The 18,641-nt window shown below is 42.4% G+C and carries 18 protein-coding genes; 7 read left to right on the forward strand and 11 right to left on the reverse strand.

Annotated elements, in window-relative coordinates:
• The first annotated feature begins 152 nt into the window (after positions 1–152).
• On the forward strand, positions 153–395 hold the full coding sequence (locus tag V7K85_RS09540; RefSeq protein WP_334813027.1) for a hypothetical protein: 243 nt from the start codon (positions 153–155) through the stop codon (positions 393–395).
• 139 nt (positions 396–534) lie between these two features.
• Here V7K85_RS09540 and V7K85_RS09545 read toward each other — a convergent pair whose 3' ends face one another.
• Both V7K85_RS09545 and V7K85_RS09550 read right to left on the reverse strand, forming a co-directional pair.
• Complete coding sequence (locus V7K85_RS09545; protein WP_334813029.1) at positions 535–1,239, reverse strand: LLM class flavin-dependent oxidoreductase; 705 nt, start codon at positions 1,237–1,239, stop codon at positions 535–537.
• Entirely contained in the window at positions 1,205–1,591 is a 387-nt protein-coding gene (locus V7K85_RS09550; protein ID WP_334813031.1) for an LLM class flavin-dependent oxidoreductase, read from the reverse strand. Before V7K85_RS09550 ends, V7K85_RS09545 begins: the two co-directional genes overlap by 35 nt.
• Before the next feature lie 363 nt (positions 1,592–1,954).
• Here V7K85_RS09550 and V7K85_RS09555 point away from each other — a divergent pair, with 363 nt between their 5' ends.
• Entirely contained in the window at positions 1,955–2,560 is a 606-nt protein-coding gene (locus tag V7K85_RS09555; RefSeq protein ID WP_334813033.1) for a flavin reductase family protein, read from the forward strand.
• A 415-nt stretch (positions 2,561–2,975) separates the two neighbouring features.
• Positions 2,976–3,107 carry a hypothetical protein gene (locus tag V7K85_RS09560; RefSeq protein ID WP_334813035.1) on the forward strand — a complete coding sequence of 44 codons (132 nt, stop codon included), beginning with the start codon at positions 2,976–2,978 and terminating at the stop codon, positions 3,105–3,107.
• A 565-nt stretch (positions 3,108–3,672) separates the two neighbouring features.
• Here the strand turns inward: V7K85_RS09560 and V7K85_RS09565 are convergent.
• A complete protein-coding gene (locus tag V7K85_RS09565) occupies positions 3,673–4,173 on the reverse strand; it encodes a fatty acid hydroxylase (protein WP_334813037.1) in 501 nt (166 codons plus the stop codon).
• Between the two features lie 881 nt (positions 4,174–5,054).
• Here V7K85_RS09565 and V7K85_RS09570 point away from each other — a divergent pair.
• Positions 5,055–5,201, forward strand: coding sequence for a ribbon-helix-helix protein, CopG family (locus V7K85_RS09570; RefSeq protein WP_334813039.1), 147 nt, complete (start codon positions 5,055–5,057; stop codon positions 5,199–5,201).
• A gap of 488 nt (positions 5,202–5,689) precedes the next feature.
• On the opposite strand, the gene V7K85_RS09575 is transcribed toward V7K85_RS09570, so the two are convergent.
• Together V7K85_RS09575 and V7K85_RS09580 are read right to left on the reverse strand one after the other, a co-directional pair.
• Positions 5,690–5,869, reverse strand: coding sequence for a CopG family transcriptional regulator (locus tag V7K85_RS09575; protein WP_334813040.1), 180 nt, complete (start codon positions 5,867–5,869; stop codon positions 5,690–5,692).
• Positions 5,870–6,001: 132 nt separating this feature from the next.
• A complete protein-coding gene (locus tag V7K85_RS09580; protein ID WP_334813042.1) occupies positions 6,002–6,169 on the reverse strand; it encodes a hypothetical protein in 168 nt (55 codons plus the stop codon).
• A gap of 145 nt (positions 6,170–6,314) precedes the next feature.
• Between V7K85_RS09580 and V7K85_RS09585 the strand changes: the two genes are divergently transcribed.
• A complete protein-coding gene (locus V7K85_RS09585) occupies positions 6,315–9,863 on the forward strand; it encodes an NB-ARC domain-containing protein (RefSeq protein ID WP_334813044.1) in 3,549 nt (1,182 codons plus the stop codon).
• Between the two features lie 67 nt (positions 9,864–9,930).
• On the opposite strand, the gene V7K85_RS09590 is transcribed toward V7K85_RS09585, so the two are convergent.
• From V7K85_RS09590 to V7K85_RS09605, 4 genes are read right to left on the reverse strand one after another with little or no spacing between them, the layout of a single operon-like run.
• Positions 9,931–10,614, reverse strand: a complete 684-nt coding sequence (locus V7K85_RS09590) for a class I SAM-dependent methyltransferase (RefSeq protein ID WP_334813045.1) — start codon at positions 10,612–10,614, stop codon at positions 9,931–9,933.
• Between the two features lie 30 nt (positions 10,615–10,644).
• The gene (locus V7K85_RS09595; protein WP_334813047.1) at positions 10,645–11,697 is read right to left on the reverse strand and encodes an SGNH/GDSL hydrolase family protein; all 1,053 of its coding nucleotides are present in this window, start codon (positions 11,695–11,697) and stop codon (positions 10,645–10,647) included.
• Between the two features lie 41 nt (positions 11,698–11,738).
• Positions 11,739–12,884, reverse strand: coding sequence for a 3-oxoacyl-ACP synthase III family protein (locus V7K85_RS09600; RefSeq protein ID WP_334813049.1), 1,146 nt, complete (start codon positions 12,882–12,884; stop codon positions 11,739–11,741).
• 27 nt (positions 12,885–12,911) lie between these two features.
• Positions 12,912–14,675: a ScyA-related TPP-binding enzyme gene (locus tag V7K85_RS09605; protein ID WP_334813051.1), complete on the reverse strand. Its 1,764-nt coding sequence runs from the start codon at positions 14,673–14,675 to the stop codon at positions 12,912–12,914.
• A 376-nt stretch (positions 14,676–15,051) separates the two neighbouring features.
• Between V7K85_RS09605 and V7K85_RS09610 the strand changes: the two genes are divergently transcribed.
• Both V7K85_RS09610 and V7K85_RS09615 read left to right on the forward strand, forming a co-directional pair.
• Entirely contained in the window at positions 15,052–15,741 is a 690-nt protein-coding gene (locus tag V7K85_RS09610) for a haloacid dehalogenase type II (protein WP_334813053.1), read from the forward strand.
• Between the two features lie 267 nt (positions 15,742–16,008).
• Positions 16,009–16,878 (forward strand): DUF5895 domain-containing protein, encoded by an 870-nt coding sequence (locus V7K85_RS09615; RefSeq protein WP_334813055.1) that lies wholly within the window; start codon positions 16,009–16,011, stop codon positions 16,876–16,878.
• Positions 16,879–17,009: 131 nt separating this feature from the next.
• Here the strand turns inward: V7K85_RS09615 and mltA are convergent, their stop codons facing one another.
• Positions 17,010–18,269 carry a murein transglycosylase A gene (gene mltA, locus V7K85_RS09620; RefSeq protein ID WP_334813514.1) on the reverse strand — a complete coding sequence of 420 codons (1,260 nt, stop codon included), beginning with the start codon at positions 18,267–18,269 and terminating at the stop codon, positions 17,010–17,012.
• Between the two features lie 3 nt (positions 18,270–18,272).
• On the reverse strand, positions 18,273–18,527 hold the full coding sequence (locus tag V7K85_RS09625; protein WP_334813056.1) for a hypothetical protein: 255 nt from the start codon (positions 18,525–18,527) through the stop codon (positions 18,273–18,275).
• Positions 18,528–18,641: the final 114 nt, after the last annotated feature.

Genomic DNA, 18,641 nt, shown 5'->3' on the forward strand with positions numbered 1-18,641 from the left:
AAGATAGTTTAGTTCAAGGTTGGCAAGATTTTAATACAAGTTAAAACCTCAAGATATTTAGCGGATTTTTTGAATTTATTTTCCAGGCTGTATTTGACGAAAGCCAGTATAGGAGAGTAATACCTAACCCTGCCTATGACAATAGTGCTAGATTGATTGGCAAACCTTTTTTGGAAACTGCAAGGAAATTTGAAATTCATTTTGATGAAATTTTTCCTGGAAGCTTTTCTGAATCACAAGAAGCACAAAAGGAAGGTTTTGAAGTTCGCATGTTTAAGCTACAAGCTTTTTATAGAAATAAACCTTTATGCCTATTCTTACTTAAGTTTCCTCATTATCATGAAAAATTTGGCTTTCCACTCTCACCAGAATTAGAAATTTTAGAGTTGTATTGATTGCGTGAAAGACCCAGCGTCAGGCAAAAATCCTGAATCTAGATCAACTAAATAACTGATAAAAAAAGCTGCGATCGCAGTAGATGATCGCCCCAACCCTTCTTTGGAAATGTGCCAGGGGAAAATCTAATACTTAGCTTCAAGCCACAAGTTCTAAAGAGCGCACTCGCGGCATAATTTCTTGGGCAAAGCGCGTCATTTCTTGTGCAAAGGGATTGAATTGCAGCATGAAAGTCTCGATTCCGGCATCAACAAAATCTGCAACTCCTGTAGCTACTGTGTCGTAGCTACCAACCAATCCTGCTGCTGTCCCACCATTGCCGCCAACAGCTGGATTTTTGGCGAAGAGTTGGAACATCATGGCTTCTGGATCAACTCCTTTGGCAACACTTAATTTTAAGTGTTCTTCTTGCTTCTGGAGTGCCATAAGTCGCTCAAGTTCTGCTTGGGCTTCGGCATCGGTGGAACGAGCAATCACAAAGGCTGATAGACCAAAGCGCACTGGTTTGGTTAGGGTTCGCGGTCTACTTAAAACTTGTTTAATCACCTTGCGGACATCCTGAATCGGTTGACCGTTAATAAAGTAGATATCTGCCTGTTCAGCAACTAGTATTTGCGCCGGATCAGATGCCCCTCCAAGGTAGATGGGAGGATGTGGTTGGGCGATGGAAGTGGGCCGGAAACTCAAATCCTCTATTTTGAAGTATTCCCCTTGGAAGTTAACCCTCTGGCCACTCCAGAGGGACTTGACAACCCGCAACCACTCACCCGAATAGCGGTAGCGCTCATCGTGGGGCGGGAAGGGAATATTAAGTGCGCTCCATTTCTGGTTTAAACCAAGCACTGATTAGATTAATGGCAAAACGCCCACCACTAATGGCATCAATGCCCAGCGCCATCTTCGCCAAAACTGCTGGATGGAACAGCAGGGGTTTAATCGCGGCGATAATCTCAATTCGTTCTGTGGCTTCAGCTAAGGCTGCACATGCCGTCCAGGTTTCTAGCTGTTCCAATTCCAGGCTACGGGGGTTGGCGATGTGCTGTGCTACCAAAGTGGTGGCGTATCCCAGACGGTCTGCTTCTAAAATAAGCGATCGCGTGCGCTCATAACTTGCATCCACAGGTTCTTCTGGGGTGTTGAGAGGCCCAAAATTACCACCGACAGGTGCCCAAATCCCATAACGTGGTTTTGTCATAGTTATCTCCTAGTAAAAAGTTAGTTACAAGTTCCCGATTCCAGCATTAACTAAACCTGCTAGATGTATTTGTCTATTTGTCTGATTTTGAAAGCTCCTGTCTTTTTTCCAAGGTTTTTCTGAAAAATAGACTGATTGCAAAAATACGAATTTAATATTTGGAACCACAAATAAACACTCAGACTTCTTTTAAATACGGTATTTTGGTCAAAAAACAGTAGTATCGTAATTGAGTACGAAAATCTCACATATAGCTAGAAAAAGCAAGAGCAGTAATGAAAATTACGTATAACTAAGGTGGAAAGCTTTTCTTCGGTAAGATCAAGTTTTGAAAAACTGTAGTATTTAGTCAGGAAAATCTCAATGATTATCGATCCCTCCCAGAACGACCCACGGAATACCTATCAATTACTTGTCGGTTCAGTGGTTCCCCGACCGATCGCTTGGGTGTCAACGATCGCCAGCGATGGTACGCCTAATGTCGCACCTTTCAGTTTTTTTATGGGCGTCACAGCTAACCCACCGACTCTAGCCATCTCCACAGGTCTGCGGCATGGTGTTAAAAAAGATACTTTATTGAATGTAGAGCAGTCGGGTGAACTAGTGGTCAACATAGTTGTTGAAGAATTAGGGGAACAGATGAACACCACCAGTGGCGACTTTCCGCCAGATGTGGACGAATTCCAAGTAGCGGGATTAACTCCTACTCCCTCAAAACGAGTGCGTCCGCCACGAGTTGCAGAATCACCCATTAATATTGAGTGTGTGCTCAAGCAAATAGTTTATCTAGGGAATGAAGGTAGCCAATCGGGATTAATTATTGCTGAGGCGGTGCTGTGGCATATTCGAGACGATTTACTCACACCACAAAATACAATTGATGTCGCAAAGTTGCACGCGATCGGTCGGCTGTCGGGTAACTGGTATACCCGCACCCAGGATTTGTATGAAATTATTCGCCCCACTTAAACAATATTGGGAAGATGAGTTCTTTGGAGATAAATTTTTTACCACTAAATTTATTTATGGGGATTATTAATCTGTGAATTTTAAATTTTGAATTCGGAGCGTCCCTTGTGCGTCTCGTAGAGAAGCGATGTGACTTCATCTGTATGCATTTGTATTTATCTGTGGTTTCATTTATATCAAGCGAAAAGTCAGAAGTTTTTAGTTTTCTTATAAAAATGCAATATGTTGATTATCAGATTAAAATTTAACTACTTAATCACATAAATAGCGTATTAAAAGCAGCTGCTTTTAGTAATTTTAAAAAGTATTTAATTTCATCTAAAAGAACTTGGTGATTAGAAGTCTAAATAAATAGTGTAGTGGCGAAAGCAAGCTACACCTAGCATCAAATATAGAAAAAGCATTCACTTGCAGGGTGAACACAGTTAATAATGCCATTGCAGATGGATTAGCACTACCAAGTATTGCAATCGCTTCCAGTCTGCCGGAAGCGATCGCAAATGAAAAGTATTTAGGACTTTCCTCAAAAACCCAACACCAGGATTGATTTTTCAATAACTTCTTTGGGGCGAAATGGCACTAATATAAGCCCAAAGTATTGTGTAGCCTAGTTCCCAGCTTTTGGGCTGGGAATGTATTCTCAGAGGCTCTGTCTCTGGTCAAGAAAGAGGAGGCGGAGCCTCCAAGGATGGGTTCCCATGCTTGAGTGCTCTGCTGATAAAGCTGTGCTTTATCAGCAGAGCACTTTGAGAGGTAAAGATACTCACAAGCTTCAGGTGTTCAGCCTTGTATGAGTCAGTTTTGGGCGTTCCAATGGCGATCGCTTCCAGTACCCGCTCCTTGGCTCGCAACGGTACACAAATCAGAGCGCTAAAGTTTTTCTGCCCCTCTAATCGAGGATCGGCATTAGAGAAAGGCAGAGATTTAAATCTATGGAAGATTCATGTTTATTGTTGCTGCTACTCGTAAATTGGGAATCAGCTTTTTTGAGCATGTAAATGGGTGCATTTCTGAGACTGGAATAATTTCCTCTCTATGAAAACATAAACAGTGTACCAAAAGTAGCTGCTTTTGGTACTTTTAAAAAGTATTAAGTTAAGCAGTAGCTTCAGTTAGATTCGAGAGTAGCGAAAACGAAGTCTGAATAGCCGAAGCCAACGTAACCACATTTGTGCAGGTTGTTCAAAGAAGGTGAAAATATCACCGAAACCTAAATTAGTTTTGTGATGATGTAACCAGTGTCTCTCAGGAGTAGTAATAAATAGAATTTGGCATAAAATATTTACAGGTTTTGAAGTTTGCCAACCCAGTACACTTATGTGTCTCCACCATACATGAAACTGACCAAGCAGTAATCCAGAGATCACGCCGATGGGAGAGAAAGACCACAGGACTACTGCTATAAGTACATAAGGCAAAGCTCCCAAGATACCATCTAAAAGAACCTGGGGATTAAAAGTTAAAATAGCGTAGTGACGGAAGTCCTTCTTCCAGGAGTGGTGCGTTTTTAAATGAAGGCTACCAAAAACGTGCTCGGGTATGTGGTAAAAGAATGTAGATAGAAAATCGCCAAAAAACAGTAATAACCAAGCAACAGCGATAGCCTCAAGCATTTCTACTCCTCAAGTAAGTTAAGAAAACTCCACAAAAAATATGCAAATCTCATGCTGTCGGCGTAGACATCTGGTTTTCCGCTATGCAAGCAGCACCTGTGCGTCTCATCGGTCTACGCTCCAGTTAATTTGACTCAGAGTATATGTAATTGGGTCAGTTGCAGTTTTATGAATCTTTGATCCTTAATGCAGTCAACAGCAACTCGTAATAACCTCCAATTTGACTTCTAGCTCTGGGTTAATGCTAGTAATACATCTATAACCTGATGTAAATACCGTACTTTACTATAGTTACTACACAATCTTCTTACTAAGGCATACAGCCTAAGCAAAGGTTGAGTTAAAGTTAGTACAAATTTAGGTTAAGACTTTCTTCAACATTGTTAATTTTAAATTGATTGTAATTAAGCTTTAATTATGAATCTAATCAAAACGATAAAAATAGGTATTATGCCAACATAACCTGGGTTATTTAGGTGAATAAAGCAGGTTTACAATTAAATTGAGAGGCGGCAAAATTTGGAGCATCTAGAATTAACTAGATGCCATAACAGAATGCGTATAACATCCTTACTTGATTGTTCGTATATCACTTATGGACAAGTTAGTAAATCAGTAAAGCATACCTGCAATATTTATTTACAACGTGTCCTATTGAAAAGGTATCTCGGCACATCCCAAATTTAGGTTAAGTAGGTTGGCGGGGAAAAATCAAATCATGTAAAGGTATGCAAACGAGCAACTAAGTTTAATTCAAGCACATCTCATAATCCTTACAAAGCTTTACATAGTTATCTTTAATAGCACCAACCTACTTACTTTCCAGTTGGAAGGTAAAATCAGGGTTTGAAGCTATGATTACACGATTTATCTGTTAGAGCATGAACAAAAAATGGGCGGTCAAGCGAATCACTGTAAACCTGGCATCAAATGAAGCCAAGAACCTAGAAAAGTATTGTGAACAGACAGGCAGACCAGCAACGGATGTGATTCGAGAACTCATTCGAGCCTTGCCACTGACGAAATAAAAGTAGATTTGCGAACCATTTCACCTTGGTTCATCAAGATACAAGCATTATAATTTGGTTGAATTGGAGGTGTTAAATTAACGAGTGGTAATTTTTTGTGAGGATTGAGAGGGACGTAAAAATTGAGTAAAGGCGTGCTACGCCCGCCGTAAACGAGCGCAGCACGCCGAAAACAAGATAACGTGATAACTATTATTAAGTTGCACAATGAGGAGTAAAAGACTGTTTCTAGGGTTCGGCGACTATCTTTATTCTGTCGTCATCTCCGTCAGAGAATAATCTATAACCCTTGTTTTTTAGTCTTTTCCCCACAAACAACAGTATTAAAATAGCAACTACCAGTCGTAAGGGTCTAATCTATGATTACCGCCCTTGAATTACTTTCATCAAAGTAAAGTTAAAAACCTTTGTCTAAATCTGCAATACCTTCTACTTTAGCGATGACTCTTCTTTCCTAGACCTTTTCAGACTTGGTGTGAAAAGTCAGGTCAAGGCAAGGCTTGAATGAGTTCCCGAATCACATCTATTGCTGATCTGCCTGTCTGTTCACAATACTTTTCAAGGTTCTGGGCTTCATCTGATGCCAGGTTTATAGTAATTCGCTTAAGCGCCCTTTTTTTACTGGAGGTTGCCAAACGGGGAAATTTAAGTGCAGCAGTTTTATTCATTGATTGATAGGCTAGATATATACAAACTTTCCTTATCAAGATTGCCAATTCAAAACTGTTTTTACAAGTGAAAATCGAGATTTTGAGATTGAACTTAAGCTTTACGCCCCAAACAAACATATTACTGAAAAGTCAAAGTATTAAACAACTAGCTCCATACGTAATCAATCTGCCATTACCCAAGTGCAAGAAGCTTTCGGCTGAAAAGCTGATGTCAGCAATGCCCCACAGACCAGATTGTCTGTTGAGCAAGCGGTGTTGACTTACTGAGACGAGTGGATTGCCAAAGGTGTTTTTCATCAGTGAATATTTTGGTAATATACCTGTTTTAAATCTTTTGCAACATGAGATTATCCGTTTGTTATGGCTATCACCTCATATCTATAGCAACCTAGTAGATAATTCCTTTTAGTCAAAGATAATTACACGAACAGTGAGTTAATACATGACTTTACAGAATTGGAGACGCAAGCGTGGTGTTGCACTTACTACCAAAGGTTTACAAAAAATTAAGGAAGCAAAGCATCAGTCAGAAGCAAAGGAAAATTTTGGAAATAGGTATACTCTCGAAGAAATGAGTGCACGCTCTGGATTATATTCCGCTACTATCTCGAAAGTATTGAATCGCGAAGGAGGAGTTGACAAACAAACTATTGAAAACCTTTTTTCGGCTTTTAACTTAAAAATAGATAAAAATGACTATTCAAGCTCAAATAGTCGTCTAGATTGGGGAGAAGCTATCTTTAACTCAGTTTTTTATGGACGTACAGAAGAACTTACTACGCTAGAGCAATGGATTCTCGATGAGCACTGCCGATTGGTCGCACTATTAGGAATAGGAGGTATTGGTAAAACGGCACTGTCTGTAAAGCTTGCTCAAAAAATTCAGGACAACTTTGAGTATGTGATTTGGCGATCGCTACGAGAAGCTCCGCCTGTTAAAATTATTCTAAGTAACCTAATCCAATTTCTATCTGACGAACACGAAACAGAAGGTAACTTACCAGAAAGCTTTAGCGATCGGGTATCGCGGCTACTCTATTATTTACAAAATTATCGCTGTTTAGTGCTCCTTGATAATGCAGAATCAATTCACCGCAGTGGTAGCCGCGCTGGACTTTATCGAGAAGGATATGAGGAATATGGTGAGCTTTTAAGACGGGTAGGAGAAGCAACTCACCAAAGCTGCCTAGTGCTGACTAGTCGTGAAAAATCTAGAGAAGTGGCATTATTGGAAGGACAAGCACTACCTGTTCGCTCATTGCCACTGAGTGGCTTGAAGGTGGCAGAAGGGCAAGAAATCTTAAAACTCAAGGGGCTATCGGCGGCAGAGGATGAATGGAAAGTAATGATTGAACGTTATGCAGGCAATCCATTAGCCTTGAAGATAGTTGCCACGACCATTAAAGATATCTTTAATGGTAATATGACTGACTTTTTGCAACAAGATACGTCTGTCTTTGGAGACATTCGCGATATTTTAGAGCAGCAGTTTGAGCGCTTGTCAGATTTAGAAAAGGACATAATGTACTGGCTAGCGATTAATCGGGAGTCAATTACACTCTCCGAATTGCGAGATGATATTGTATCACCAGTACCACAAGCAAAATTACTAGAGGCTCTGGAATCTTTAGGAAGGCGATCACTAATCGAGAAGGCTACGCCTACGCTCATTCAAAAAACCGGATCACTTTTTACCCTCCAGCCTGTGGTCATGGAGTATGTGACTAGTAGCTTGATAGAACATATCTGTGAGGAGATTGTCACTCAGAATATTGATTTATTCAGATGTCATGCTCTGATGAAGGCAACGGGTAAAGACTACGTAAAAGATACTCAAGTTCGTCTCATCATCAAACCAGTTATAGATGGGTTGCTTAATGTTTTAAGAAGTAAAAGAAACATTGAAAATCAATTAACTCAAATTCTCACAAAACTCCGAGAGACATCGCCCCTAGAACCAGGGTATACGGCTGGAAATATTTTAAATCTGCTTTGTCATTTAGAAACAGATTTAAGTGGCTATGATTTTTCTTATCTGACTGTTTGGCAAGCAGATATGCGGAGTATGAATTTGCACAATGTAAATTTTGCTCACGCCGATCTAGCTAAGTGTGTTTTTGCTGAAACATTAGGGGGTATTCATTCGGTAACATTCAGCCCAGATGGACAATTATTAGCTACGGGCGATACTAATAATGAAATTCGTCTGTACCAGGTTGCAGGTGGGAAACAATTGCTCTCGTACAACGGACACACAGGTTGGATTTGGTCGGTTGTTTTTAGCCCTGAAGGTCACATGATTGCCAGCGGAAGTGAAGACCAAACGGTAAAGTTATGGGATATCAGTACTTGTCAATGCCTGACAAGCTTATACGGGCATTGCGGTGGGATTTGGTCGGTTGCCTTTAGTGATGAAGGTCACATGCTTGCCAGTGGTAGTGAAGACCAAACAGTAAAGTTATGGGATATCAGCACTGGTCAATGCCTCAAAACTTTGCAGGGACATAATAGTCGAGTCTCATCAGTTACCTTTAGCCCAGATGGTCAAACTTTAGCTAGTGGCTGTCATGACCAAACGCTGAAGTTGTGGGATATTGGCACTGGTCAATGCCTCAAGACTTTACATGGGCATACCAGTGGAATCTGGTCAGTTACCTTCAGCCCGGATGGTCAAACTTTAGCTAGTGGCTGTCATGACCAAACGGTGAAGTTGTGGGATATTGGCACTGGTCAATGCCTCAAGACTTTACAGGGACATACTGACTGTGTAAATTCAGTGATCTTCAGTTTGGACGGTCATACACTGGCAAGTGGAAGTGATGATAAAACAGCGAAGCTGTGGGATGTCAGTAGTGGTAATTGCTTTAAAACCTTACAGGGACATAATAGCAGGGTGTGGTCAGTCGCTTTGAATCAAGATAGTCGTACACTCGCAAGTGGCAGCGATGACCAAACGGTTAGGCTGTGGGATGTCAGTACAGGTAAATGCCTTAAGTCCTTAGAGGGATATTGTAATGGAATATGGTCAGTTTGCTTTAGTTCTGATGGTAACATGCTTGTCAGTGGGAGTGGCAATCAAACGATGAAGCTTTGGGACATTGTTAGCGGTAAGTGTATCAAAACTCTACGAGGACATAGTAATCGAGTCACATCGGTTGCCCTGAGTTTCAATGATCTGATCCTTGCTAGTGGCAGTGAGGATCAGACTGCGAAGTTGTGGGATATTAAAACTGGGAAATGTCTTAAAACTTTGCAAGGGCATAGTAATTGGCTGATATCAGTTGCCCTCAGTCCAAACTGTCAGATCCTTGCCACTTGTAGCGATGACCAAACAGTGAGGCTGTGGGATGTCAACACTGGGCACTGCATTCAGGTATTAGAGGGACATACAGATAGAGTATGGTCTGTCGCTTTCAACCCAAATGGTCAGACCTTGGCAAGTGGCTGCCACGACCAAACGGTGAAGTTGTGGGATGTCAGCACTGGGCAATGCATTCAAACCTTGAAGGGACACGACAACTTGATCTGGTCAATTGCCTATAGTCCTGATGGTCGCGTATTAGCCACTGGCAGTAGCGATCAAACGGTGAAGTTGTGGGATGTCAACACTGGGCAATGCATTCAAACTCTGAAGGGACATGCCGGTTCTATATACTCAACTGCTTTTAGTCCAGATGGTTACATACTTGCAAGTGGTTGTGATGACCAAAGTGTAAAACTGTGGGACATCAACACTGGTCGATGCCTTCAAAGTTTGGAGGGACATACAGAATTAGTTTGGTCGGTAGTCTTTAGTCCTCTTGGTGAGATCCTAGCCAGTAGTAGTCAAGATGACACGATTAAGCTTTGGGATATAAACACTAGTGAGTGTCTAAAAACTTTGAGGAGTGAAAGACCCTATGAAGGTATAAACATCACTGCTATTACAGGTATAACAGAAGCTCAGAAAGCCTCTTTGAAAGCTTTAGGAGCAGTTGTCATGGAAGAATAATCCTACTGTATTTTAAGCTGAAATAAGTTTAAATTATGATAGAAGTAACTAAATCATTTTTCGATAATTAGGTTCTCGATACACGTAAGAATCTGTCTCCAGTCTTCTGAAATTCATAGGATGCTTGTCTAATTTCTACTTCATATCCCTTTTTGATCAGTTGGTCGACAACTGGCAGCAAAAATGGAGATGGCTTTCCAGACGTGTCTAGCAGTGGAAAAATGCGTGTCTCTATAGCAACTCGACACATTTCTGCAATAGAAGCGAGATGGAACTCTTGAGATAGATGTTCAGAATAGATGAATAAAAAATGAGAGCACAAGGCTAAATCAAATTGCCGATCAGCAAATGGTAAAGTAGGTAGCTCACCTGTAACGTAACGTTTCTCCCAAATTCCTAAAGGAAAGTCTTCAATGAATTCCTGCATAGCGGATTTTCTAATATTTAGTAGCTGGCTTGGCGATTGAACATCCTGCCAAACAAAATTATCTGGATTTCCTTGCACCGCATTCATGACTTCACGGTTAGCTTCTTGGATGCGTTGAGTAATCTCACTTTTACTTAATTTGTAGATTGGATCGCAAGAGATAACATTGCCTCCTCTACGAGTCATCTCAACATTAAAGCTCGCAGGACCAGCTGCACAGTCAATAATTTTCAGTTTGACATCTTCAAGAGTTAGACCAAACATTCTGGTGTATTCCTCAGTAGAACGTCCCCATATAAGGATGTTCTCAAACTTGATCCCCATAACTTTGATCCCAAGATTTATATTATCAATTCAGTACTTTGGACTTTGGCTATCGAGAACTTCAAAAACAGGCATAAGCACAATTGTTGCCCTAACTTTAGGCTCATCTTTGTATCTCTCAGCCGCGCACCCAACTGCACCTAAAACACCAAGCGCCAATATCCCTAATACAGCGGAAGGTTCGGATACAGGTACTGACTTCAGGACTGAAAAAGCTAATTCTCCAATTAGCTTATGAGCCGCGGTTGTCGGATGGATTTGATCCCAGAATAAAAACTTATCTGGAGCACAAGCAACTGGCTGTTTGGGAACATTGATGGGCACTACCGATAAGTTCCCAACACAAGATTCGGTCACATTTGTAAAACCGAATTCTCCTGGAGCAGCAATAATTCTATTGAATAGGGAATAAACATCAAGAGGAATGATATTAATATCACGGCTAAGTTGCTGGTTTAAAAAGTTGAGATTTGCAGTCAAGCTGGAGTTATGTTCCTTAGTAAAAGTGCTTAGTAAGGTGGAATCTTGATTATTGCCGCCTGTAACTGGAAATTTTCCTAAATCTGGTAAGTTAACCACCAGAAAGTTTTTAGCACCAACAGCAGCAAGTGATGTCACTGCCACTGATAAATTATTGACTGCTTGGGTAGGATTAGGAATGTCACCAAAAAAATAATCTACATAATCATTCACACCAGCCCAAATTACGTAAAGAGCGTTCTGGTTTGCAGACGGATTTGCTAACGTAAAACCATTAATCTGTTGCTGCAATCCTGGTAAACTATCAATGCCGATATTCTTAGACCCTGTGGTTGCGCCACCATAGGCAAAGTTAGTGTTTAAATTCAACTTTAATCCTAAATCTGAGGCAAGATATTCTACCCAGATTGGACCATTGGAAAAACGTCCATTAAAGTAAGTTGGACTTGGAGGAATGATTCCTCCTGTGGCATTGAATACATTACCCGTATCAGAAAGGCTATCACCAAACACATAAATCTCGTCATTATTCTGCGCTGAAACTTTGAGCGGAAAGATGAGAGATAAAAGAAAAATTCCTGTCCCAATAATTTGTTTCTTCACAGCCAATTACTCAGATAAACTTTAAATTTTGGTAAACATCATTAACAAGCAGCTTTGCTTCTGTCTTTAGAACTTGTCACTGCCAAGTCAGATTCAATAATATTTAGAGGGGCAGAACTTAACGCCACTTTGCCCCAGCGCATCACACTTGCAGAGGCAACACCAGTTACACCGAATCCATAGATAAGAACCAAGTCGTTTTCACGAATTTTTCCCAGCAGTGCAGCATAGTACATATTGGCTACAGTGAGTACTGGCCCAACATTTGCATAATGCGGATACAGATTGATTGTGCGCTCTTGGTTAATGCCCAGTACGCGCGTGCAGAAGTCTGCGAACCAGGCAGTGGCTGTATTGAAAAGGAAGAAGTCTATTTCCTCAAGTGTTACACCAGCAGCAGCAACAGCACCCTCGCAACAGGTACGGAGAAGATCAACAGACGTTTCGCGGAATAGTTGGTTTGCGCTCTTGTTTACCTTCATGCGAAGTTGCGGATTACCATGCTTGTCCTGAGTCAGTTGAGGTATTAAAGTGTCACATAACACAGATGTGTGAACTGTCTTTGTCCCAAGCACACCCTGATCTCGTTCAAGTGAACTGACGACAAAAGCTCCAGCACCGTCGCTCATACACCATGATACAGTATCGTCTTCATCAAAAAAGCGAGAGTACGTACATGAGATGACTACTAGCACATTGCGGTATTCTCCTGCTCGGACTAGGGCACAGGCAGTTTGCAGTGCAACTGGGGTAACTCCGCACGCCCCATCAAGATTCCAAGCCGCACCCTTCAAGCCAAGCTGTCCGGCAAGGAAGGCTGCATTGCCAAAGCTTACTTGTTCAGGCCAAATTGAGGCGACTAGCATCAGATCAATCTCATCGGATGAAAGCTTGGCTGCTTCAAGGGCATCCTTTGCTGCTTTATACTCCAGCGTCAGCGACGACTCGCCCTGACCAAGCACCTGTCGTTCAACAGTGCCCCGAAAGGGATCTGAGAGATAGGGCATCATCTCTAAGTCAAACTCGTTACCGGGGGTGGAGCCAGCAAGCGAAAACAGCTTTGCTAAACTTTGTTGCTCTGCCTGCTCAATTAATTCTGGATATTTGTCTCTATAGTAATCGTTGGTACGTCTAATGCTGGGTAGGGTCAATGCAAGTGAACGAATACCTACTGGGGATTGTGCCATAAAGAATTCCTTTTCACTGTCAATAAGTTAGTAGCAATAATTAGTTTCGCTCTCGGCTATTAAGTTAAGAATACGACTTTCAATTGGTGCAAACTGAGTTGAGTCAATGACCACATCAACTACGAACGGAGCGATCGCTGCCATTGCTTTCTCTAGAGATGCCTCAATGTCAAGCTCTCTCTCGACGCGAATCCCATCCGCTCCCATCCCGCAAGCAATCTTAACAAAGTCGGTCTGCGGAATCTCTGCATCCACACCTTGGAAGCCCAACATTGCCATCCCCCGATCACACATATTGTAGTGTCCGTCATTAAGTACTATCCAGACAACTGGAATCTGGTACTTTACAGCTGTGCTAATCTCATTATTCATTAGCATGGCACCGTCACCAACAATGGCGACAGTTTTATCACGACGAGCTAGTGCCGCACCGACAACGCCAGTGGTCATATGCCCCATAGACGCGAAACCGCTACAGTTTCGGTAACGATGTGGCTTGGCAAACCGCAGCATGTAATTTCCCCAAGCAGACGAACTGCTTGACTCGGTCATCACCAATACATCACTTCCCTCAACTATCAGTCTTTGAATAGCATCCATAAGCACTACGGGACGCACTTTTCCGTGTGTACGTGGATTGATTATACTATGTTTAGGTCTAGGTAGGATCGGTTTTGTCAACTGAACAGGATGTTGCAAAAAGTGTTTCAACAGACCCTTCACAAACACTTTGATGTCAGACGGAATGGCAAAGGTTTCAGCAGATGGATATGCAGTTCCTGGTATCTCTGGGTCGATGTCAACATGCAAAAAGCCCCCCAAGGGTATCATCACAGGGAGCAAGAGTGATGTGCGTTCGCCTAAGCGTGTTCCCAGAACCAAGGTGCGTAAAGGACGGTACTCTTGCATGTACCTGAGAACAGACTCATGCCCACCGAAGCCAGTAACGCCTACAAACTGAGGATGGTCTTCAGGAAAAATACCTTTGGCCCGTGGTGAGCACATTACGGCAGCCCCTGTTTTCTCAGCAAGCTGGCGAATCTCTTTTGCAGCACCCCGTGCCCCAAAACCGACCCAGATGGCAAACGGTCCCTCAGAGAGTAAGCGGACACATTCGGCTATTGTCTCTTCACTTACGGTTACCAGACCATGAGACAGAGTGACTCGTGGCAAAGATGTATTTACTGAACTTGTCTGGATGTTTGTAGGAATACTTATATGAGCTACGAATCCTCCAGGTCGTGCTAGACCGAGAGCAATCCTTTGAGCAACCTCTGGGAGTTCATCACTGCGTTCGAGGGTTGTCGCATAATGGAATATTGGCCCCGAAGTAAAAATACCTGCGCTGGGCATTGTGTAGGTGCTAGTTTCTTGGCAAGCCCAACGTCCTCGCTGTGGTGCCGAGGTTGAAGCTGATACGAAAATGACCTTAGCGCCCTCCCAACGGGCAGCTAACAACCCTGTCAAAGCGTTGGTGATCCCCGGACCTGTAGTAGTGAATACCACAACCGGGCGATCGCTAGCAAAATACGCTTCAACAGCTGCAAAAGCGGCTCCGGCTTCATGGCGAAAGTGCAGCACCTGGATGGAACTTTGATGTAACGCCGCCCACACTGGGGCGATCGCACCTCCGGAAACACCAAAGGCATACTCTACTCCCATCTCTTCCAGGATTTTTACCACTGCCTCTGCTACCGAAAAAGTTACAGGTGGCTTGCTATCAAATAGCTGTTTAGTTGAGTCTAATTGTTCAGTGGTATTCGCTTGTGTATCCTGAAATTTAATATCCATACAAACATCTTAGGTATAACTCCTTATATTTAGATAACATTATCCCACACTAGAAGTAAGTCGGCGTAAATATTTGTCGTTTAAATTAGGCAGCAAGTAGAAGCCAGCAGGCAAGAGACAAGAGGCTTTTAGCTTACTTCATCTTTCTTAAGATAGTTTAGTTTTTTATACCCATTTAGTTGCTTATATTCACACAATTTGGTATTTTATTGTCTACCTACTTAAACTCTGCTTTGATATAGAAAAAATGTTCAGAGACTTTAACAGTGGCTAATGTGGCGATGCCTGCGGCGGGCTGCGCCAACGCAGATGGGTTCACCCGTCTTTTGGTTTATGAAAACTAAACACTATTAATCAAGCTCTGGAGTATAAAAAGGTGATTAAGTTCAATCAGTACAAGGCTTTAACTTTCGATTGTTACGGAACCCTAATCGATTGGGAGAACGGCATTTTAGATGTACTAAATCGACTTCTGCTGGCACACAACATTAATTTGGATGACGATCAAATTCTGGAACTTTTTGCTGAATTTGAAGCAGAAGTAGAAAAAGGAGAGTATATCAAATATCGAGAAGTTTTGAAAAAAGTAGTCCAGAAATTTGGTGAGCGATTTGGCTTTGAGCCAACTGCTGAGGAACTAAATTCACTTGCTGATTCGATTCAGCATTGGCTGCCTTTCCCCGAAACAGTTCAGGTCCTTAAAACCCTCAAGCAAAAGTTCAAGCTGGTAATTATCTCAAATGTCGATGACGATCTCTTTGCTTTCTCGGCAAAGCATTTGGAGGTGGAATTTGACCAGATAATCACAGCAGAACAGGCAAAAAGCTATAAACCTTCTTTAAACAACTTTAGACTGGCTATTGAGAGAATTGATTTGCCGCTAGAGCAGATATTACACGTTGCTGCTAGTGTATATCACGATATCGTTACAGCCAAATCTCTGGGACTATCAACAGTCTGGGTAAACCGTCGAGCAAACCAAAAAGGAGTTATTATCACAAGATCAGCAGGAAGTCAACCTGACTTAGAAGTGCCTGATTTGAAAACTCTCACTGCTTTGAGTTAACCGAAACAATACTGAGCAATAAGTGCTGAGTGCCTAGCACTGTTTCGATGAGGATTTGTTGTTACAAAACGAAACAGGGATTGCAAGATAGATTGATTCTGCCTTAATCTGGAAAAACTACTACGCCAGTTTGATGCCACGTTGGCCCTTGTTTTCAGGGCGACGCGCAAGAGACGGGTGACGCTCGTACCAATGCTCTCCTTCTGGCTCTCCAGGATCAGCGTGCTGATAAACTTGTTCAATAAAACACTTTGATAGCCTAAAACGATGAAAGCATCTGCTAATTTCGACTTTGAAGACGAGAAATTTAATGCACCGCCTTCTCAAGTCATCCCCTGGTGTCAGATGATTAATCCTCGGTATGGCACAGATGGTATGCAATCCCACGGTTTGGCGATTAAGCTAGATAATGCCAATGCTGTCGGCTTTGTGCCAGATGATAATTGGCAGCAGGTAGAGCATGAATTTAGCTCTGGAGTCGAAACGGTGTTTATTAGCACTAGTCCACACTTGGTTTTAGTGCGTCGGGGACCATTGTCTGTCAAAGACCGGGAAAGTGGTCTAAAACTGGGTACGCTCAAAGAAAATTATGATGCTTTTTTAGCCGACAAACTTAAATTTAAAACCTTTACTCGCTATCTAATTTTTATAGTCGGTGAGAATAAAAAGTTTTTACATGAATCACCATTACAACTAACTCTTAATGGTGCAGCTGGAGCCAGTTTCAGCAAAACTTACTGTGAATTTCAACAAGGCAAAATAGTTAGTGGATTCGTTGCTGAACTAGAAAAAGCTTATGCTGTCTACCGCAAGCAACCTTTGACACCAAAAGGCCCTTTGTTCCACGCTCACGGGATTTTTTGCCCGATAATTGAGTGTGAAGAAAGAGGTATTGAACCAAATACAGTTCTGGTAGCTTCAACTGTAGACTACAAACATCCCACGGTAGGGACTTTAACGCAATATTTAATTGCTTCGGATTCTCTTGAGTCTGCAATGATTTGCAAGACTTTTGAAGAATACAAAGATTTTGGGAAGGAACCTGTAAAATCAGAAACGCCTAAATTGGCAATGGCAGGAGTTTCCAACTCTTACGTTTATGCTGATGAAGATGATTTTGCTTATCCGCCGTATTAAAAAAAGTGAGGAGTGAGGAGTGATGAATGATGAGTTTTGAATTAATAACTCCTAACTCCTGTACAGACGCGATTAATCGCGTCTGTACTCTTAACTCTTAACTCTTAACTCCTAACTCCTAACTTCTAACTTTATTCTTTGAGCAGCAAATAATATAGTGAACCATTGCCGCCTGAGATGCCAGCGCGATCGCCTGCTAGTTTACCAGATCCCATGAAATAATCTACCCGTCCTGGGCCTTTGATGGCGCTTCCTGTATCCTGGTCAAGCACAAAGCGGCTGACGGTACGATTTTCTAGTTTGCCACGAGCAGCAGGATAGGGAAATGAATTGTAAATCAGCGCTAGCGCTCCTGGTGGCATGAGAGACTTATCTGTAGCAATGGAACGTTCTGCTGTCACTGGCACATGAATACTGCCTGTAGCTGCGGTACCACCAGTTTCTTGAAAGAAAATAAATCGTTTCCAGCGTGGCAGATAATTGCTCAACTCCTGCGGCCGTCGCCGGAAGTAAGCAGTCATCCGTGGCAGTGTCAATCCATCTAGTGAAAGTTTGCCATCTCTGGCTAGTTCTTTGCCGATACTAGTCCAAGGGTAATCAGTTCCACCTGCATAGCCAACTGACGTTGTTTTGCCATTAGTTAAGTTAATTTGGGCAGAACCTTGGATATGTACCATGTATGCGTCAAAGCGATCGCGAAACCAAAGCAGTTCTAAACCGCGCAACTTGCCCTTATTTCCTTGTAAACCATCCTTCCCTTCCAAATCAATTCGTTTTGGGTGAGGTTTACGCCATTGGCTGAAATCAGGTGGTAGTCGGTAAAGAGGATACTTATATATTGAAGTCCTGACACGGCTAGCGGTGTAAACAGGTTCGTAGTAAGCAGTGAACTTAACAGTACCCTTGCCATCGTTGCCCACGGACTGGTAGAAGACAAACTCACGACGAACAGCAGCTTGTAGTTGCGCTGCTGACATACAACTGACAACCAGTTCGCGGAAACGTATCAAACTCCGGCGGACGCGATCAAGGGTAATTTCCTTAACTGGATAATTTTGATATGCTGCGATCGCGTCATTCTTTGTTAGGTAAAGCAAACTGTTATCAATGGAAGCCAACAGCGCGTTGCGATCGCCTGTTTTACCTGTTTTACCCCAAATTTGGTCATCCCAACCCAGGCAAGTCTGCCGGAGCGTACAATCAGTTCCGATAGCGATTGGTTTTAGCGGTGGCGTTACCTCAGGAGTAGTTGGTATTGGCAGAGGTGGGAGATCAGGAGTAGTCGGTATTGGCAACGGCAAGTAGTTAGGAACCTGAGCAACGGCCGACCAGAGAGGGTTTACAACGGCAATTCCCAAACTTAAGGAAAGCAAAGCAAGGGTTTTTCTCATCATTTAGTTGAATCTTTCAACACTGGAACTAAAAATGGGTTCTACGCGGATTGCCACGATCCGAGCGGGTCTTACTACCATATACTCCCCTTGAATATTTTTAATCGGCACGCTAATAAAGTCATTAGAAGCAGACTTTGGCACAAGTTCGCCGCTATACCACTTCTGAAACTCTTGAATAGTAGGAAAACGTACTTCTTCCCGGTGACCGCTTTCGAGTAGGAGGTATACGGCATATTCATTTGCAGTTCTAGTCATAAGGTTGAATCATTTAAAAAACATTCAACCCATTGTTAACCACGTAACCCCCGAATGAAAAGGGTAAGCATACGGGAGCAGAGGAACAGGGGGGCAAGAGGGAACAAATGACTA

Source organism: Nostoc sp., assembly GCF_036917615.1.
Lineage (GTDB): Bacteria > Cyanobacteriota > Cyanobacteriia > Cyanobacteriales > Nostocaceae > Nostoc.